The sequence below is a fragment of the Streptomyces sp. TBY4 genome (assembly GCF_024213195.1).
Taxonomy (GTDB): domain Bacteria; phylum Actinomycetota; class Actinomycetes; order Streptomycetales; family Streptomycetaceae; genus Streptomyces.
This window is the reverse complement of sequence record NZ_JANAVF010000019.1, coordinates 33,628-50,747: the sequence shown is the minus strand read 5'-3', so window position 1 is coordinate 50,747 and position 17,120 is coordinate 33,628. Positions and strand designations below refer to the sequence as shown.

The 17,120-nt window shown below is 72.1% G+C and carries 17 protein-coding genes; 9 read left to right on the top strand and 8 right to left on the bottom strand.

The annotated features are described in order from the left end of the window. Positions 1 to 60 precede the first annotated feature (60 nt). Together NLX94_RS32675 and NLX94_RS32670 are read left to right on the top strand one after the other, a co-directional pair. Positions 61 to 216 carry a hypothetical protein gene (locus tag NLX94_RS32675; protein ID WP_254386753.1) on the top strand — a complete coding sequence of 52 codons (156 nt, stop codon included), beginning with the start codon at positions 61 to 63 and terminating at the stop codon, positions 214 to 216. A 63-nt stretch (positions 217 to 279) separates the two neighbouring features. Continuing rightward, positions 280 to 957: a hypothetical protein gene (locus NLX94_RS32670; RefSeq protein ID WP_254386752.1), complete on the top strand. Its 678-nt coding sequence runs from the start codon at positions 280 to 282 to the stop codon at positions 955 to 957. Here the strand turns inward: NLX94_RS32670 and NLX94_RS32665 are convergent. Genes NLX94_RS32665 through NLX94_RS32655 form a run of 3 tightly spaced genes read right to left on the bottom strand, consistent with a single transcriptional unit; the run spans position 929 to position 3,831 of the window. Then, a complete protein-coding gene (locus NLX94_RS32665) occupies positions 929 to 1,840 on the bottom strand; it encodes a hypothetical protein (RefSeq protein ID WP_254386751.1) in 912 nt (303 codons plus the stop codon). The genes NLX94_RS32670 and NLX94_RS32665 overlap by 29 nt on opposite strands. Positions 1,841 to 1,882: 42 nt before the next feature. Further along, a complete protein-coding gene (locus tag NLX94_RS32660) occupies positions 1,883 to 3,169 on the bottom strand; it encodes a HAMP domain-containing sensor histidine kinase (protein ID WP_254386750.1) in 1,287 nt (428 codons plus the stop codon). Beyond that, positions 3,166 to 3,831, bottom strand: coding sequence for a response regulator transcription factor (locus NLX94_RS32655; RefSeq protein ID WP_254386749.1), 666 nt, complete (start codon positions 3,829 to 3,831; stop codon positions 3,166 to 3,168). The genes NLX94_RS32660 and NLX94_RS32655 overlap by 4 nt, the downstream gene beginning before the upstream one ends. Positions 3,832 to 3,921: 90 nt before the next feature. Here NLX94_RS32655 and NLX94_RS32650 point away from each other — a divergent pair, with 90 nt between their 5' ends. The 4 genes from NLX94_RS32650 to NLX94_RS32635 are packed head-to-tail and all read left to right on the top strand — an operon-like array spanning position 3,922 to position 7,578. Next, on the top strand, positions 3,922 to 4,431 hold the full coding sequence (locus tag NLX94_RS32650) for a hypothetical protein (RefSeq protein WP_254386748.1): 510 nt from the start codon (positions 3,922 to 3,924) through the stop codon (positions 4,429 to 4,431). Further along, positions 4,428 to 5,609 carry a peptidoglycan-binding protein gene (locus tag NLX94_RS32645; protein ID WP_254386747.1) on the top strand — a complete coding sequence of 394 codons (1,182 nt, stop codon included), beginning with the start codon at positions 4,428 to 4,430 and terminating at the stop codon, positions 5,607 to 5,609. Before NLX94_RS32650 ends, NLX94_RS32645 begins: the two co-directional genes overlap by 4 nt. Further along, complete coding sequence (locus NLX94_RS32640; protein WP_254386746.1) at positions 5,606 to 6,346, top strand: ABC transporter ATP-binding protein; 741 nt, start codon at positions 5,606 to 5,608, stop codon at positions 6,344 to 6,346. Before NLX94_RS32645 ends, NLX94_RS32640 begins: the two co-directional genes overlap by 4 nt. Beyond that, positions 6,346 to 7,578 (top strand): ABC transporter permease, encoded by a 1,233-nt coding sequence (locus NLX94_RS32635; protein WP_254386745.1) that lies wholly within the window; start codon positions 6,346 to 6,348, stop codon positions 7,576 to 7,578. The genes NLX94_RS32640 and NLX94_RS32635 overlap by 1 nt, the downstream gene beginning before the upstream one ends. A 521-nt stretch (positions 7,579 to 8,099) precedes the next feature. Here NLX94_RS32635 and NLX94_RS32630 read toward each other — a convergent pair. Further along, on the bottom strand, positions 8,100 to 8,732 hold the full coding sequence (locus NLX94_RS32630) for a cyclopropane-fatty-acyl-phospholipid synthase family protein (protein ID WP_254386744.1): 633 nt from the start codon (positions 8,730 to 8,732) through the stop codon (positions 8,100 to 8,102). 240 nt (positions 8,733 to 8,972) lie between these two features. Here NLX94_RS32630 and NLX94_RS32625 point away from each other — a divergent pair, with 240 nt between their 5' ends. Both NLX94_RS32625 and NLX94_RS32620 read left to right on the top strand, forming a co-directional pair. Beyond that, a complete protein-coding gene (locus tag NLX94_RS32625; protein WP_254386743.1) occupies positions 8,973 to 9,539 on the top strand; it encodes a GNAT family N-acetyltransferase in 567 nt (188 codons plus the stop codon). A 564-nt stretch (positions 9,540 to 10,103) separates the two neighbouring features. Further along, the gene (locus NLX94_RS32620; protein WP_302170974.1) at positions 10,104 to 10,574 is read left to right on the top strand and encodes an NUDIX hydrolase; all 471 of its coding nucleotides are present in this window, start codon (positions 10,104 to 10,106) and stop codon (positions 10,572 to 10,574) included. On the opposite strand, the gene NLX94_RS32615 is transcribed toward NLX94_RS32620, so the two are convergent. From NLX94_RS32615 to NLX94_RS32600, 4 genes are all read right to left on the bottom strand, one after another. Next, a complete protein-coding gene (locus NLX94_RS32615) occupies positions 10,567 to 11,160 on the bottom strand; it encodes a trypsin-like serine protease (RefSeq protein ID WP_254386741.1) in 594 nt (197 codons plus the stop codon). The two genes, NLX94_RS32620 and NLX94_RS32615, sit on opposite strands and share 8 nt — an antisense overlap. 421 nt (positions 11,161 to 11,581) lie before the next feature. Beyond that, positions 11,582 to 11,998, bottom strand: a complete 417-nt coding sequence (locus NLX94_RS32610; RefSeq protein WP_254386740.1) for a PIN domain nuclease — start codon at positions 11,996 to 11,998, stop codon at positions 11,582 to 11,584. Continuing rightward, positions 11,995 to 12,282, bottom strand: a complete 288-nt coding sequence (locus tag NLX94_RS32605; protein ID WP_254386739.1) for a type II toxin-antitoxin system VapB family antitoxin — start codon at positions 12,280 to 12,282, stop codon at positions 11,995 to 11,997. The genes NLX94_RS32610 and NLX94_RS32605 overlap by 4 nt, the downstream gene beginning before the upstream one ends. A 175-nt stretch (positions 12,283 to 12,457) precedes the next feature. After that, the gene (locus tag NLX94_RS32600; RefSeq protein ID WP_254386738.1) at positions 12,458 to 13,678 is read right to left on the bottom strand and encodes an amidohydrolase family protein; all 1,221 of its coding nucleotides are present in this window, start codon (positions 13,676 to 13,678) and stop codon (positions 12,458 to 12,460) included. A 198-nt stretch (positions 13,679 to 13,876) separates the two neighbouring features. Here NLX94_RS32600 and NLX94_RS32595 point away from each other — a divergent pair, with 198 nt between their 5' ends. Beyond that, positions 13,877 to 17,077 (top strand): BTAD domain-containing putative transcriptional regulator, encoded by a 3,201-nt coding sequence (locus NLX94_RS32595; protein ID WP_254386737.1) that lies wholly within the window; start codon positions 13,877 to 13,879, stop codon positions 17,075 to 17,077. Positions 17,078 to 17,120: the final 43 nt, after the last annotated feature.

Sequence of the window (17,120 nt, the reverse complement as noted above, 5' to 3'; positions counted from 1 at the left end):
CCCCCGAAGAACGCGGGCGGGCGGGGGCCGTCGCCGCGCGACGCGAAGTACTACATCACCGTGGGCGCCCTCGTGCTCTGGACGGTCCTCGCCGCCCAGTGGATGAACAACGGCTGCGACGTGGTCACCTCCTACGGCCTCGTCATCACCAACGGCACGCCGAGCGTCTGGGAAGGCTGCGGCGAGGACGCCCCCATCGACGTCACCCGCGAGTGAGGACCCGGCCGGGCCCCACCGGCGCTACCCTCCATCCCTGGCGCACGAGCGGAGGGGGACGGCGTGGATCTGTTTCTGACCCTGGTCAGCGGGGTGGCATGGACCGTCGTGTACGTCGAGGCGATCCGGGTGGGGCTGCGGGACCGGACGTACGCGATGCCGGTCGCGGCGCTCGCGCTGAACTTCGCGTGGGAATCGACCTACGCCGTACGCGAGTTCACCGTCGGGGTCTCCGCCCAGGGCATCGTCAACGTGGTGTGGGCCCTCGCCGACATCGTCATCGTGTACACGTATCTGCGGTACGGGCGGGCCGAGTTGCCCGGCTTCGTGACCCGGCCGATGTTCGCCTTCTGGAGCGTGCTGCTCTTCGTGAGCGCCTTCGCCGTGCAGTGGCTCTTCCTCGCCCACTTCGGCGCGCACGACGCGAGCCGCTACTCGGCGTTCCTGCAGAACCTGCTGATGTCCGGGCTGTTCATCGCCCTCTACGCGAGCCGGCGCGGCCCGCTCGGACAGTCCCTCGTCATCGCGGTCGCCAAATGGCTCGGCACGCTCGCGCCGACCTTCCTCTTCGGCGTCATCGAGGACAACCCGTTCATCCTCGGCCTGGGACTGCTCTGCGCCGTCTTCGACCTCGCGTACATCGCACTGCTGGCCCGGAACCCGGCGGGCGGTAAGGCGGGCGGAACGGCGGACGGCGCGGGCGCGGCCCCGCTCAGAAGCCCTGCGGGCCCATCACGATGACCGGCTTGGCCGCCGGGTCGAGGGTCTCCAGGACCTTCTGCATCGCGGCCTTCGGGATGCCCACGCAGCCCTGCGAGGGGCCGTCGTGGTCGACGTGGAGCCAGATGTTGCCGCCCTTCTCCTCGCCCTCGGGCTTCGTCGGGTCGAGCGGACTCACCCCCGCCCTGCGGTTGAAGTCGATGGCGACGACGTAGTCGAAGGAGCCGCGCAGCGACTCCCCGTTGACCCCGCGGCCCGTCGCCACGAAGGCGCTGTCCTGGTCGTACGGGAACTTCGTGCCCGGCGGCTTCGCCAGCAGCCCGCCCGCGTCGGTGAGCGCGAACACGCCCTCGGGGGAGGTCAGGTCCCCGTACTTGCGCTCCGTGGACCAGCCCTTGGCCCCGTTGCGCGCGGGCCAGCCGGCGCTCTTCACCCAGTCGGCGCCGGCCGCCGGGCGGGTGTACAGGGCCGCGGTGGACTCCGAGGAGTCCTTGGCCTTGCCGGTGACCAGGATGAGCTGGCGGGAGTCCGCGGGGATCTTCGCCCGGGTCTGCTCGCTGACCTCGGGCAGGCCCTGGAGCGGGTCCCGCTCGGCCGCCCGCGCGGCCCGCTGCCCGGCCGGCGGGCGGGCGTCGGCCACGGCCGCACCGGCGGCGGCGTTGGCCGGCGGCTCGTGGGCCACGTACGCCCAGGCGGCGCCGAAGCCGAGCAGGCCCAGGGCGGCCGCGAAGGCCACCGGGCGGGAGCCCCGGAATCCGCGACCAGAACGGTCGGCGCGGCCGGCCCGCCGGGCACCGCCGGCGCGGGAGCGCCGGGTCGGGCGGGACGTACCGGGCACGGCGGAATCGCCGGGCGTGCGGGACGGACGGCGGGTGCGGGAGCCGGCTCGGGCGTGCTTGCTCATTGACCCGACCGTACACAGCCGATCTTCATTTTGGTTGACCGGTCAAGCGCCGGGCGTTTCCCGGACGGGTGGCCCGGCCGGCTCCCCCTCCGGGAACCAGACCCGGACCATCAGCCCGCCGCCCGGCGCCGGGTTGGCCCGCGCCGTCAGCTCCGCTCCGTGCGCCCGTGCGATCGACGCGACGATCGAGAGCCCCAACCCGGCGCCCTCGCCCGCCGTGTGCTGCCGCTCCGCCCTCCGCCGGAAGGGCTCCAGCAGCCGCGGCACGTCCTGCGGGTCGATCACCGGACCGGTGTTGGAGACCGTCAGCACCCCCTCCCGGGAGGTGCTCACCTCCAGGCGGCCGCCCGCGCGGTTGTGACGTACGCCATTGGCCAGCAGGTTCCGCACGAGGTGCCCGAGGAGGGTCCGGTCGCCCGCGACGGTCATCGGCGCGAGGTCCCGTACGACCACCAGCTCCTGAGGGGCCGTCGCCCCGGCCGCCGCGAGCTCCGCCTCCGCGAGAGCCGCCAGGTCCACCGGCTCCGTCGCCTCCAGGCCTTCCTCCGAGACGGCGAGCAGGAGCAGCGACTCGACGAGGTGCTGACTGGAGTCCGCGACCTCGATGAGCTTCGACCGGATCCGGGCCACCTTCTCCGGCGCCGGATCCCCCGCCAGCCCGATCTCGGCGGCCGCCCGCTGGACGGCGAGGGGGGTGCGCAGCTCGTGGGCGGCGTTCGCGGCGAACCGGCGCTGCGCGCCGACCAGCTCCTCCATCCGGTCGAGCATCCCGTCGAAGGTGTCGGCCAGCCGCTTGAGTTCGCCGGGCGGGGCCCGCAGCCCGATCCGCTCGTGGAGGTTGGCGCCGGACAGCCGCCGGGCCGTCTCGGTGATCACCCCGACGGGGCGCAGGACCCGGCCGGCCATCCACCAGGCCAGCCAGATGGACAGGACGGAGAAGACGACGAGGGAGACGAGGGAGACGACCAGCAGTTCGTGGAGGGTGGCCTGCTCGACGGCGGTGGAGAGGTTGCGGGTGGCCTGCCACTGGGCGATCTGCTCGGGGTTGGGGGTGGGGCCGGGGCTCGGGGTGACTCCGGGAACGGGGGTGGCTCCGGTGCCGGGATCGAAGGTCTCGGCGGGTACGGGGACCCGATCGCCCGGGACCGCGGGGGGCGGAGTGCCCCTGACGGCCGGTACGACGGTGGTGACGGCCCCGCTGATGCGGCTGTAGAGGCCGTTGCGGAGCAGGATGTTGACCAGGGCGACCAGGCCGCCGCCCGCGAGGAGCAGCAGGGAGCCGTAGAGGGCGGTGAGACGGGCGCGCTCGGATTGGAGCACTGCTCTCATCGTGGATCACCGATCCGGTATCCGGCGCCCGGCACGGTCTCGATCAGGGGCGGCTCCCCCAGCTTGGCCCGCAGCTTGCTCAGGGTCACCCGTACCGCGTTGGTGCTGTACGAGGTGTCCTCCTCCCACACCTGCTCGATCAGGTCGTCGCTGCTGAGCACCGCGCCCTCCGCCCGCAGCAGCGACTCCAGGACGGCGAACTCCTTGCGGGAGAGCGCCAGCCGGCGCCCCTCGCGGGTGGCGGTGCGCCGCGCGACGTCCACGGCCACCCCCGCCCGCTCCAGCACCGGCGGCAGGGCCGGCTGGGCGCGCCGCCCCAGGGCCAGGACGCGGGCGAGCAGCTCGTCGTAGGCGAAGGGCTTGGTGAGGTAGTCGTCGGCGCCGAGGCCCAGGCCCTCCACCCGGTCCCGTACGGTCCCCGAGGCCGTCAGCATCAGGACCCGGGTCAGCAGCCGCTCGCGCACCACCTGGCGGCAGACCTCGTCGCCGTGCAGGCCGGGCAGGTCGCGGTCGAGGACGAGGACGTCGTACGCGCCCAGGCGCAGGCGGCGCAGGGCCTCCAGGCCGTCGCTCGCCTCGTCCACGGCCAGCGCGTCACCGCGCAGGCCCTCGGCGATCATCTCCCGCAGGAAATCCTCGTCCTCCACCACCAGAACTCGCATGGCGTCCTCTTTACCGGAGCGGGGCATTTCGCCGTTGTAAGCACGAGCCGTTAGAGAAGCGAAACCCGCTGTTCGCCCAGGCTCGGGCCCATGAAGCGATCCACGACCATGACCACGGCCGCGCTCCTCACCGGCCTCACCCTCTTCGTCACCGCGTGCACGGGCGGCGTCGGCGGCTCGGACAAGAAGGAGGACGGCTCCTCCCAGTCCGGCGGATCCAGCTCGGGCGGCTCGGGCGGCGGCACGGACGCCGACAACGCCCTCAAGCTGCGCAAGTGCCTGCGCGACAACGGTGTGGACGCCCCCGACCCGAAGCCCGGCGAGGACCCGCGCGGCATGACGCTGGGCGCGGGCGCGGACCAGGAGGCACTGAAGAAGGCCATGGAGAAGTGCGGGATGTCGGCCCCCGGCGGCGGCGGCGAAATACCGCAGGCCGAGAAGGACAAGGCCCTCAAGCAGGCCAAGTGCATGCGGGACAACGGCTTCGACATGCCGGACCCGGAGTTCAACGGGAACGCACGGAGCGGGTTCTCGATCCCCGACGGCGTCGACAAGGACAAGTTCATGGACCAGCTCAACAAGTGCGGCGCCGACAAGTGAGCAAGCGCGGGAAATGGGTCCTGGGGTCGCTGGTCGTCGTACTCGCCGTCACCGGCGGCGGGTACGCGGTCGTGGCCCAGCCGGGAACGGACGGCGGCGGCGCGAAGCAGGACCGCGCGGACGGGCTCCCCGGAGCCACCTCACCGGTCAAGCGCGGCGACCTGAGCTCCGGGTTCAAGGTCGACGGGACGCTCGGCTTCGCGAAGGAGCGGAAGCTCAACGCGGTGGGTGCGGAGGGGGGCGGGGGCACGGGAGGCGCCGGTGGAGCGGGAGCGGGCTCCGGGCAGGGGTCCGGGGCGGGCTCCGGCTCCGCGACCCTCACCTGGGTCGCGCCGAGCGGCTCCTCCGTGGAGCGCGACGGCAAGCTCTACGAGGTCAACGGCAAGCCGGTGCGCCTGATGTACGGCTCCACCCCCATGTACCGGTCCCTGAAGTCCGGTGACAAGGGCGAGGACGTCAAGCAGCTCAAGCAGAACCTCCAGGCCCTCGGCTTCGGCACCGGCCTGGACACCTCCGACGGAACCTTCACCGACGGCACGGCCACCGCCGTCAAGCGCTGGCAGAAGTCCCACAAGGTGAAGGAGACCGGCGAGGTCGGCAAGGCCGACATCGCCTTCGCCTCCGGACCCCAGCGGATCCAGAAGAACGACATGGCGGTCGGCGACGAGGCCGCCGCCGGCAAGCCTGTCCTCACCCTGACCGGCACCGAGCGGATGGTCCGCCTGCAGCTCGACGTGGCCAAGGCGGGCAAGGTCAAGACCGGCGACGCCGTGGTGGTGAACCTCCCCGGCGGAGGCACCGCCAGCGGGAAGGTCAGCACCGTCGGAGCCACCGCCAACGGCGACGACCCGTCCTCGGGAGGCGGGGGCGGCGGGGGCGGCGGCGACAAGAAGCCGAAGGTCGACGTGGAGATCACCCTCGACAAGCCCTCCGAGGCCACCGGCCCCGACCAGTCCCCGGTCTCGGTGAGCCTGACGGGCGAGGTCCGCACGGGGGTGCTCTCCGTACCGGTCAACTCCCTCCTCGCCCTCGCCGAGGGCGGCTTCGGAGTCCAGGTCGTCGAGAACGGCAAGGTCCGCGAGGTCAAGGTCGAGCTCGGCATGTTCGGCCAGGGGCGGGTGGAGGTGAAGGGGGACACCCTCAAGGAGGGCATGCTCGTGGGAGTCCCCAAGTCATGAACAAACACGCCCACGCGGTCGTCGAACTGACCGGAGTCACCAAGGAGTACCCCGGCGGGGTCGCGGCCCTGCGCGGAGTCGACCTCACCGTCCTGAGCGGCGAGCTCCTCGCCATCGTCGGCCCGTCGGGCTCGGGGAAGTCCACGCTCCTGCACATCGTGGGGACGTTGGACCGGCCGACGGCCGGCCGCGTCGCCATCGCCGGGTACGACATCGCGACCCTCTCCGACCGCTCCCTGTCCGCCCTGCGCTCCCGCCACGTCGGCTTCGTCTTCCAGTCCTTCCACCTGGTCCCCGGCATCAGCGCCCGCGCCAACGTCGCGGAGGGGCTGTTGTACTCCGGCCTCTCCCGCGCCGAACGCGGCCGCCGGGCGGAACGCGCCCTGGAGCGCGTCGGCCTCGGCGACCGCATGGACCACCGGCCCCACGAGCTGTCCGGCGGGCAGAAGCAGCGCGTGGCGATCGCCCGCGCGGTGGCGGGCGAACCGGACCTGCTGCTCGCCGACGAGCCGACGGGCGCCCTCGACACGGCGTCCGGCGAGTCGGTGATGGAACTGCTGCACGAGCTCAACCAGGACGGGGCCACCATCGCCGTGATCACCCACGACAACGAGATCGCATCGAGCCTGCCCCGGCAGGTCCGCATCCGCGACGGCGAGATCGTGGCGGACGTGTGGAACGCGGGCGCGCGGAACGCGGACGCCTGGAACGCGGACGCGCCGGGGGTGGGTGCGTAATGGGTGCCCGTACGAAGCCCCGCGCGGCCGGCAAGAAGACGCGCAAGCTGTCACCGCCGCGGCTCGGCCCCCGGGACGTGTTCCACGTGGGATCGGCGGGGCTGCGCTCGCGGCCCATGCGCGTGTTCCTGTCCGCACTCGGGATCGCGATCGGCATCGCGACGATGATCGCGGTCGTCGGCATCTCCTCGTCGAGCCAGGCCAAACTGCTCCAGGAACTCGACAAGCTCGGCACGAACATGCTGGTCGCGACGCCCGGCCAGTCGATGGTCTCGGGCCAGGACACCACGCTCCCCAAGGACGCCCCCGGCATGATCGCCCGGATCGACGGGGTCGAATCGGTCGGCACGACGGGTGATGTGAAGGAGTCCGTGCGCCGCAGCGAGAACATCCCCGAGGCGGAGACGAACGGCATCGCCCTGAAGGCGGCGAAGGACGACCTCCTGACGACGCTCCGCGCCCGGATGCACAGCGGCAGCTGGCTCAACGACGCGACCGGCCGCTACCCGTCCGTGGTGCTCGGACACGTCACCGCCGAGCGTCTGGGCATCACGGGGCCGGGCGGACAGGTCTTCATCGGCGGGCAGTACTTCACCGTCATCGGCATCCTGGAGCCCATCCCCCTCGCCCCGGAGATCGAACGCGCGGCACTCATCGGCTGGGACGCCGCCCAGAGCCTCCTGGGCTTCGACGGCCACCCCACGTCCGTCTACGAGCGCTCCGCAGACGACCGCGTCCAGCAGGTCAGGAACCTCATCGCCAAGACGGCCAACCCCGAGAGCCCGAGCACGGTCTCGGTCACGGACCCGTCGGCGGCCCTGCAGGCGAAGGCCGCCACCGAGGGCGCCTTCAGCACCCTCCTCCTCGGCCTGGGCGGCATCGCCCTGCTGGTGGGCGGTGTCGGGGTGGCCAACACCATGATCATCTCGGTCCTGGAACGCCGCCACGAGATCGGCCTGCGCCGCTCCCTGGGCGCCACCAAGGGCCAGATCCGCATCCAGTTCGTCACGGAGTCCCTGCTCCTGTCGGGGCTGGGCGGCCTGGCGGGCATCGCGCTCGGCTGCGCCGCCACGGCGGTGTACGCCCGAGCCGGCGACCTCCCCTGGGTGGTCCCCCTCTGGGCCATCACGGGCGGCTTCGCGTCCACCCTGGCCATCGGCACGGTGGCCGGACTCTACCCGGCGGTCCGCGCGGCCAGGCTGTCGCCGACGCTGGCGTTGCAGGCGGGGTAAGGCAGCTGGAGCTGCGGGCTGGTCCTTGGCTGCGTGAGGTTCCGGGGGGCGTCCCGGCAGTCCAGTGTCCTTTCGGGGTGGGCCGGTCCCTCAAGGGCGCTCCCTGCGGTCGCGTCGCTACGCGATGGCCTTCGGCCACCCTTGACCGACCGACCCACCCCGAAACGCCACAAGACTTCCGGGATCCCCCCGGGGAACGGCCTGGAGGGAGGAGTGGGGAGGAGCGGCCTTGTCGCAGGTGCGCAGCCCCCTCTGGTTGGGGGTCATCCACACACCGCCCCGGCAGGACAGTGACCTCAGCCGGTACGGACGCGCGGGGCGAGCACAGCATCCAGGGCCGGGGGGCTTGGACACCCCCTCCGTGACCTTTGACCGCTGACCGCCAGCTGGAGCGAGAGGGGGACGAGACCGTCCTCAGGGTCAGTGGGCGCGACAGATCGCTACACACTCCCACTCGGCTCAGCGACCGCGGACCGGCCGTGGCCGATCTGGAACGAGGCGCGGGAGGAGGGACGGCCGGGTCAGTGGTTCGGGGTCGGGGGGACCTTGGCCACGAGAACGAACTCGTTGTACGGGAAGACCTTGCCCATGGCGCGGGGGAAGGGGAAGGAGTACGTGCGCCGGACGTCCAGTCCGATCTTCGCCGCGTGAGCGCGCTGCTCCTCGAAGCCGACCCAGCGGATGTGGGTGGCGTCGGAGCGGAAGCCGATCTCCTGCGGGGTGATCATGACGACGTTGCCTCCCGGCTTCACCAGCGGGAGGTACTGCTCCAGGAGAGCGGTGGCGGTCTCCTCGTCCACGTGCTCCAGCACGTGGGCGACGAGCATGCTGTCGAAGGAGCCCGGGCCGCAGTCGGCGGCGGCGTCGAGTTGCTCGGGGGTGTAGGCGGTCAGTCCGCGCTGGCGGCAGGTCTCGACGGAGTGCGGGTTGTGGTCGACCCCGACGCTGTTGGGGCCGCAGTTCAGGAGGTTCCGCCCCAGGCCGCAACCGATGTCCAGGACCCGCCCCAGGTTGAGCCGCTGCAGGTTCCACCGGTACGGCGCCTGCGTCGGGAGCAGCCGCTTGATACCGGACTGTTCCAGGCGGGCTAGCCGCTCGGTGTAGCCGACGTCGGCAGTACTGGGTGACGCGGCCGAGTGGGGGACCTCAGGCATCGGGACCGTCTCCTGACGAGTCGTGAAGCGCAGCTCTCTCCGGTGGTGGCTCAGGCTACGCAGAGCGCCCCCCGCGCGGGAAGACTTCCCGTGATCTCCGTCGAAACGATCTACGGCCGACCCGTTCCCGCACCCCGACATCCCCTGGCTGCACCTCTTCCTACGCACCCGTCCGGATCATCGAATGGGTGCGCCGAAAAGAACTGGACAGCCCAGGTGACCTGGGTGAACATCTCCGCGATGACTCATGAACTTCTCCCCAAGCGCATCCGCTTCGTCAAGCTCAACGCCAAGGCCCTACGGGCCCTGGCCGACGGCGACCTCGCAGCCGGCAGCGCCGAAGCCGGGGTAGCGCTCGACGACTACTTCGTGTCCGACCGGGCCCGCTGGATCTTCGGCTACCGCGCCGACCAGCTCACCAAGGACCCGTCCGCCGCTCCCTGGACGACCAGAGCGGCAGTGTCGGAGCCGGACGGGACAGTCATCGGCGACGCGGGCTTCCACGGCCCGCCGAACGAAGCAGGCGTGGTCGAGATCGGCTACAGCGTCGTGTCCACCTACCGCCGCCAGGGCTACGCCCGCGCCATGCTGACCGCCCTCCTCACCAGGGCCGCCGAAGAACCCGACGTCAAAACCGTCCGCGCCACGATCCACTCCGACAACACCGCCTCCCTGGCCACCATCGCCGCCTTCGGCTTCACCTTCGTCGCCACCCAAGCAACCGAGACCGACGGAACCAACCTCGTCTTCGAACTCCCCTCCAACCCTCCGCGCCCTCCTCTTTCCCCTTCAGGATCCGAGAACTGATCACCTCTCCTCCCGCGCCTCGTTCCAGATCGGCCACGGCCGGTCCGCGGTCGCTGAGCCGAGCGGGAGTGTGTAGCGATCTGTCGCGCCCACCGGCCCTGAGGACGGTCTCGTCCCCCTCTCGCTCCAGCTGGCGGTCAGCGGTCAAAGGTCACGGAGTGGGTGTCCAAGCCCCCCGGCCCTGGATGCTCTGATCGCCCCGCGCGTCCGTACCGGCTGAGGTCACTGTCCTGCCGGGGCCGTGTCCAGATGACCCCCAACCACAGGGGGCTGCGCATCTCAGACGGGGCCGCTCCTCCCCACACTCCCCTCCAGGCCGTTCCCCGGGGGGATCCCGGAAGTCTTGTGGCGTTTCGGGGTGGGTCGGTCGGTCAAGGGTGGCCGAAGGCCATCGCGAAGCGACGCGACCGCAGGGAGCGCCCTTGAGGGACCGGCCCGCACCGAAAGGACACTGGACTGCCGGGACGCCCCCCGGACCATGTCGCAGCCAAAGCCCACCCCGCAGCACAAGCGAACGCCCCCGACCCCACCCCCCTACCCCCACCCCCGTCGTACGCTGATCTGATGCGCCCTTCACCTCCAGCTCCTCGAGCTCCCCGAACTCCCCGGCAGGCAGCCAGAATCGTCGTACTCAACCCCGCCGGATCCGTGTTCCTCTTCCGCGAGAACAACGTCGAAGTCGGCATCCACTGGCTACCGCCCGGCGGTGGCATCGATCCCGGGGAGACGCCCGAGGAGTGCGTGCGGCGGGAGTTGCGTGAAGAGACGGGCTGGACGGACCTCGAACCGCAGCGGCTGCTCTGCACCTGGGAGCACGACTTCACCCACCAGGGCATCCCCGTACGCCAGCACGAGCACATCTACGTGACCACCGGGCCGCACCGCGATCCGGTCCCGGAGTACCCCGAAGCCCAGTGGCGGTGGCTGTCGCCGCAGAACCTCGCCACCCTCGGCGAACCCCTGTGGCCGCCGCGCCTCGCCGAGCTGCTGCACGAAGTCCCCGCCGAGCCGGTGCACTTGGGCCTACTTACCTGACGGCCGGCCCACCCGCACCCGCACCCGTAGCCCGCCCGTACAGCTCCGCCGCCCAGTCGGTCAGGATCGTGCTGGTGGAGACGTCGTCCGTGTCTCCGCCGGTCAGGACGCCGATGATCTTTCCGTCGGCGGCGATCCACGCGCTGCCGCTCGTGCCGCCGGGGAAGTCCGCGCAGTCGAAGCGCTGTTCCGTGGCGCTGAGCCGTACCGCGCGGGACAGGCAGGTGCGCGGGACCTTGCGGTCCGACGGGTAGCCCGTCACCGTGACCTGCTCGTCCGTGCGGCCCGTGGTGTCCAGGACGGCGGCGCCGGTGACGTCCTCGATGTTGCGGCCGGAGGCGTCGGGGGCGAGGCGGGCGAAGGCCAGGTCGTAGTCGTCGTTCGTGCCGTCCGACCAGCGCGGGTCCTCGAAGACCTCCGCGAGCTTCCAGGTGCCGTACGGGGCGCGCCCGTCCGCGTACGCGGGTGCGAAGGAGGCGCCGCGCGCGTCGGCCCGGCCCGCGGCCAGGCAGTGGCCGGCGGTGGCGATCAGATTCCGCCCGGGGCTGTGCACGACGGTCGCCGTACAGAAGTGGTCACCGGTCACATCGCCCTCGAACAGCGCCCCGGCGAAGGCGACGGGCCCGCCCGGCGCGGGGGTCTGACCGGCGGACCCCTGAGGCTGCTCAGCCGATTGCGACTGCGATGGCGGCTGCGACGGCAACTGCGACGGCGTCCCTGACGGCGGCTGCGACCCATGCGACTGCCGAGCCACGGACGGAGCCACCGACGGCGTCACCGAAGGCCTCGACGACGGCGCCACCTGCACACCTCGCCCAGGGCCCTTCCCGTCGTCGGCCGGGACCACCTGCGTCATGGCCGCGGAAGCTCCCAGCGCGGCCACCGCGCACAGCACCGCGGTCACCACAGTCCGCTTGTCCATCGCAGACACCCCTCCCCCATTTGCTCGGGCGAAGCATGCCTTGTCCCCGGCGGCCCCCGCAAGACGGGCCCTGCCCGTCCCCCCCTCAGTCGGCCGTCCCCCGCGGCACGACCCACCGCGTCGGCTGGCCGGTGACCTTGGCGATCATGTCGTAGTCACCGTCGTAGTGCAGGACGGTGGCCTCGTGGAGCTCGGCCGTCGCGGCGATGATCAGGTCGGGAACGGACACCGCCTTCCAGGTTCCCGCGCCGATGAGCATCGCCTGGACCTCCACAGCGCGGCTCCACGCCTCGTCGTACGTGGCGAGCCAGTCGAACCCGCGCAGTTCCTCTCTGATCTCCTGGGCCTCGGCCCGCCCCCGGGCGCTGTGCAGCACCTCCAGCTCGATGGCGCCGCACAGGGCGAGCAGGCCCGCGTTGTGCAGAGGGTCCAGCACGCTGCGCACGGCCGGCTTGGGGTAGCGCGCGAGTGCGGACTTGTCGATGAGGAACCTCGTACTCATGCCGCCCTGTCCTGCACGTCCGGCGCATCCCGCACATCCTGCACATCCGGGACGACGGACTCTGCGGGCCCTGCAGGCGCCGCGGCCGCCTCCGGCTGGTCCACAGGGCCGGTCAGGTCCGGCAGCAGGCCCTCGGCGAGGCGGGTGAAGAATGCCTCCCGCTTGCGCCGGTTCACCACGTCCTGCAGGGCCGCGTTAACCGTCGCCACCTTCGTCTTCGTACCGAAGATCTCGGCGGCCTCCGCCAGCAGGGCGTCGTCCACGTCGATCACTGTTCTGGCCATCGTGAACCTCCTCAGCGGGGGGCCGCTCGCCCCCTGTCCACTTAAACGATATCAAGATCGACATCAAGGGATATCGCTTCTGCAGCCGCCTGGGGGAGAAACCTGGAAGAGGCCACACAAGAGGCCCCCGGGGGATCTCCCCCAGGGGCCACCGCCACCCTTCACACCGCCACCCCTACGCCCCCGGCCAGAGCCCCTCCGGGGTCAACCCCAGCAGATCGATCGCATTGCCGCGCACGATGCGGTCCACCACGTCCGGGGCCAGGTGGCCCATCTGGGCCTCGCCCACCTCCCGCGACTTCGGCCACGTGGAGTCGGAGTGGGGGTAGTCGGTCTCGTAGAGGACGTTGGCGACGCCGATGGAGTCCAGGTTCTTCAGGCCGAAGGCGTCGTCGAAGAAGCAGCCGAAGACGTGCTCCGCGAAGAGCTCCGACGGCGGACGCAGCACCTTGTCGGCGACGCCGCCCCAGCCGCGGTTCTCCTCCCAGACCACGTTCGCGCGCTCCAGGATGTACGGGATCCAGCCGATCTGGCCCTCCGCGTACATGATCTTGAGGTTCGGGAAGCGTTCGAACTTGCCGCTCATCAGCCAGTCCACCATCGAGAAGCAGCAGTTGGCGAAGGTGATGGTGGAGCCGACGGCCGGCGGGGCGTCGGCCGAGGTGGACGGCATGCGCGAGGAGGAGCCGATGTGCATGGCGATGACCGTGCCGGTCTCGTTGCACGCCTCCAGGAAGGGGTCCCACTCGTCCGTGTGGATGGAGGGGAGCCCGAGGTGGGGCGGGATCTCCGAGAAGGCCACGGCCCGCACCCCGCGCGCCGCGTTGCGGCGGACCTCGGCGGCGGCCAGGCGGGCGTCCCACAGGGGGATCAGGGTGAGCGGGATGAGGCGGCCGTTCGCCTCCGGGCCGCACCACTCCTCCACCATCCAGTCGTTGTACGCGCGCACGCCGAGCAGGCCGAGTTCGCGGTCCTTGGCCTCGGTGAAGGTCTGGCCGCAGAAGCGCGGGAAGGTGGGGAAGCAGAGGGCGGACTGGACGTGGTTGACGTCCATGTCGGCGAGCCGGTCGGGAACCGAGAAGGAGCCCGGGCGCATCTGCTCGTACGTGATGACTTCGAGCTTGATCTCGTCGCGGTCGTAGCCGACGGCCGTGTCGAGTCGGGTGAGGGGTCGGTGCAGGTCCTCGTACACCCACCAGTCGCCTATCGGACCGTCGTCTCCCTTGGCCCCCATCACGGGGGCGAACTTGCCTCCCAGGAAGGTCATTTCCTTCAGGGGGGCGCGGACGACGCGCGGGCCGATGTCGTGGTACTTGGACGGGAGCCGGTCCCGCCAGACGTTGGGGGGCTCAACCGTGTGGTCGTCCACCGAGATGATCTTCGGGAAGGTCTCCATGCCTTCACGGTAGCGTCAATCTGACGAACCGTCAGCTAGTTGAGCAGGGCGGGATCCCCGGATCTGCAAGGACCCGGGGCCGGATCGGGGCCGGATCGGGGCCGGATCCGTAAGGACTGGGTCCGTTACGGACTGACGTGTACGCGCAACACAGGGCAGACTGGCCCTTACACCTAGGGAAGGCAGGGGGGAGACCAGATGGACGGCACACCGGCCATCCCGCACCAGCGGAACCACCCCGAGTCCGGTGACACCGCCATCGCCACAGCTGCCGCAGCTGCCACAGCTGCCGCCGCCGCAGCCGCCGGACCCGGAGCCGACGCAGAGACCGCCGCGGAAGCCAGAGCCGACGAAGCCGTCATCGGAACCCCGCCCCCCTCCACCACCGGAGGCAACCGGTTCGCCGTCCTCGGTCCCATCCGGGCCTGGCGCGGCGACGAGGCGCTGAGCTCCGGGACCCCGCAGCAGCGGGCGCTGCTCGCCGTGCTCCTGCTCCGCGAGGGCCGCACCGCGACCGCGCCCGAGCTGATCGACGCCATCTGGGGCGAGGACCCGCCGCAGCAGGCCCTCGCGACCATCCGTACGTACGCCTCCCGCCTGCGCAAGATCCTCGAACCCGGGCTCCTCGTCAGCGAGTCCGGCGGCTACGCGATCCGCCTGCCCCACCCCGGGGCCCTCGACCTCGGCGTCGCCCGGGCCCTCGCCGCCGACGCCGAGGCCGCGCGCGCCGGGAAGCCGAAGGGCGAAGCCACCGGTACCGGCAACGGCACCGGTACCGGCACCGCCCCCGACAAGACGGCCAAGGCCGCCAACGCCGCCAACGCCCCCCACGGCGACCGCGCCCTCGCCCGTACGCTGCTGGCCCGCGCCCTGGACGTCTGGGACGGCGAACCGCTGGCCGGCGTACCGGGGCCGCACGCCGACACCGAGCGCACCCGGCTCGCCGAGTGGCGCCTCCAGCTGCTGGAGACCCGCCTCGACCTGGACCTGGAGCTCGGCCACCACGCCGAGGCCGTCTCCGAGCTCACCGCGCTCACCGCCGCCCACCCCCTGCGGGAGCGGCTGCGCGAGCTGCTGATGCTCGCCCTGTACCGCAGCGGCCGCCAGGCCGAGGCCCTCGCCGTGTACGCCGACACCCGCAGGCTGCTCGCCGACGAACTCGGCGTCGACCCGCGCCCCGAACTCTCCGAGCTCCAGCAGCGCATCCTGCGCGCCGACTCCGAGCTCGCCCGCGCCGAGGACCCGGCGCCGGCCGCCGCACCCGCACACGTGAGGCCCGCCCAATTGCCCGCCACCGTCTCGGACTTCACCGGCCGCTCCAGCTTCGTCCGGGACCTCGGCGAGATCCTCTCCGGCGCCGAGGGCCAGGTGATGGCGGTCTCCGCCCTCGCCGGCATCGGCGGCGTCGGCAAGACCACCCTCGCCGTGCACGTCGCGCACGCCGCCCGCCCGCACTTCCCCGACGGGCAGCTCTACGTCGACCTCCAGGGCACCGAGGCCCGCCCCGCCGAGCCCGAGGCCGTCCTCGGCTCCTTCCTGCGCGCCCTCGGGACCCCCGACACCTCGATCCCCGACTCCCCCGCCGAACGGGCCGCGCTCTACCGCTCCACCCTCGACGGCCGCCGCGTCCTGGTCCTCCTCGACAACGCCCGCGACGCCGCCCAGGTCCGCCCGCTGCTGCCGGGCACCGCCGGCTGCGCCGCCCTCGTCACCAGCCGGGTCCGGATGGCCGGCCTGGCCGGCGCGCACCTCGTCGACCTCGACGTGATGAGCCCCGAAGAGGCCCTCCAGCTGTTCACCCGGATCGTCGGGGCCGAGCGGGTCGGCGCCGAGCGGCAGGCCGCCCTCGACGTGGTCGGCGCCTGCGGGTTCCTGCCGCTGGCCATCCGCATCGCCGCCTCCCGGCTCGCCGCCCGCCGCACCTGGACCGTCTCCGTGCTCGCGGCGAAGCTGGCCGACGAGCGCCGCCGCCTGGACGAGCTCCAGGCCGGGGACCTCGCCGTCAAGGCCACCTTCGAGCTGGGGTACGGGCAGCTGGAGCCCGCGCAGCAGCGCGCGTTCCGCCTGCTGGGGCTGCCCGACGGGCCGGACATCTCCCTCGCGGCCGCAGCGGCCGTACTCGACCGGCCGGAGCACGACACCGAGGATCTGCTCGAAGCCTTAGTGGACTGCTCCCTCCTCGAATCGGCCGCGCCCGGCCGCTACCGCTTCCACGACCTCGTACGCCTCTACGCGCGTGCGTGCGCCGAGCGCGACGAGCAGCCGCCGAGCGAGCGCGACGCCGCCCTCGACCGCCTGCTCGACTTCTACCTGGCCACCGCCGCCGGGGTGTACGGCCTGGAGCGGCCCGGCGACCGGCTCGTGGCCCACCTCTCGGCCACCCGCTACCCCGGTCTGGTCTTCACCGAGCCGCACTCCGCGCAGGACTGGCTGTACGCCGAGGCCGACCCGCTGCTCGCGTGCGTCCGCCAGGCCGCCGCCGCGGCCGCGCCCGGCACGCCGCCCGGCCTGCTCCGGCGGGCCGTGGACCTGCTGTGGGCGGCCAAGGACCTCGCCGAGTCGGGCGCCAACTCCAAGCAGTACGAATCGGCGGCCACCGCGCTGCGGGACGCCGCGCAGGCCGCGCAGGACCCGTACGCCGAGGGCCGGGCCCGGACCACCCTCACCAACACCCACCTGGTCGCGGGCCGCTTCGTCGAGGCCGACGACGAGGCCCGCCGGGCCACCCTGCTCGCCCGCGCCGCCGGGGACGTACTGCCCAGCTGCTGGGCGCCCAACGACCGGGGCATCATCGCCATCTACGAGGGCCGCTACGACGACGGCGAGCGGTACCTCCTGGAGGCCATCACCAACTTCCGGGCCGACGCCAACTACGTCGGCGAGGCCAGCGCCCTGTGCAACCTCTCCCGCATCCACGTGGAGCAGGACCGGTTGAGCAGCGCCATAGAGCTCGCCCAGCAGGGCATCGCCATCTACGACCGGATGGGGCTCACCCTGCGCCTGGCGAACGGCCGTTACGCGCTGGGCATCGCCCTCACCCAGGCCGACCGGCTCGCCGAGGCGCACGCCCAGCTCAGCAAGGCGCTCTCACTGTTCCACGAGAACCGGCAGCCGCTGTGGGAGGGCGTGACGCACTTCCGGCTCGCCAAGGTCCACCTGGCCGCGCGCCGCCCGACCCTGGCCGCCTCGCACGCCGAACAGGCCATCGCGCTGCGCGGGATCGGCGGCGAGTGGAACCGCGCCAGGGTGCTGACCGTGCTCGGGCGGGCGCTGCGGCAGCTGGGCCAGCGGGACCGGGCCCGGGTGTGCTGGCGGGACGCCGAGGTGGTGTTCACGCAGCTCAAGTCGCCCGAACTGGCCGAGGTACAGGCCCTGCTGGCGGCGGAGATCGCGGCCTGAGCCGGGGCGCGGTGGCGCTGAACGAGGCGTTCAGCATTCGTTT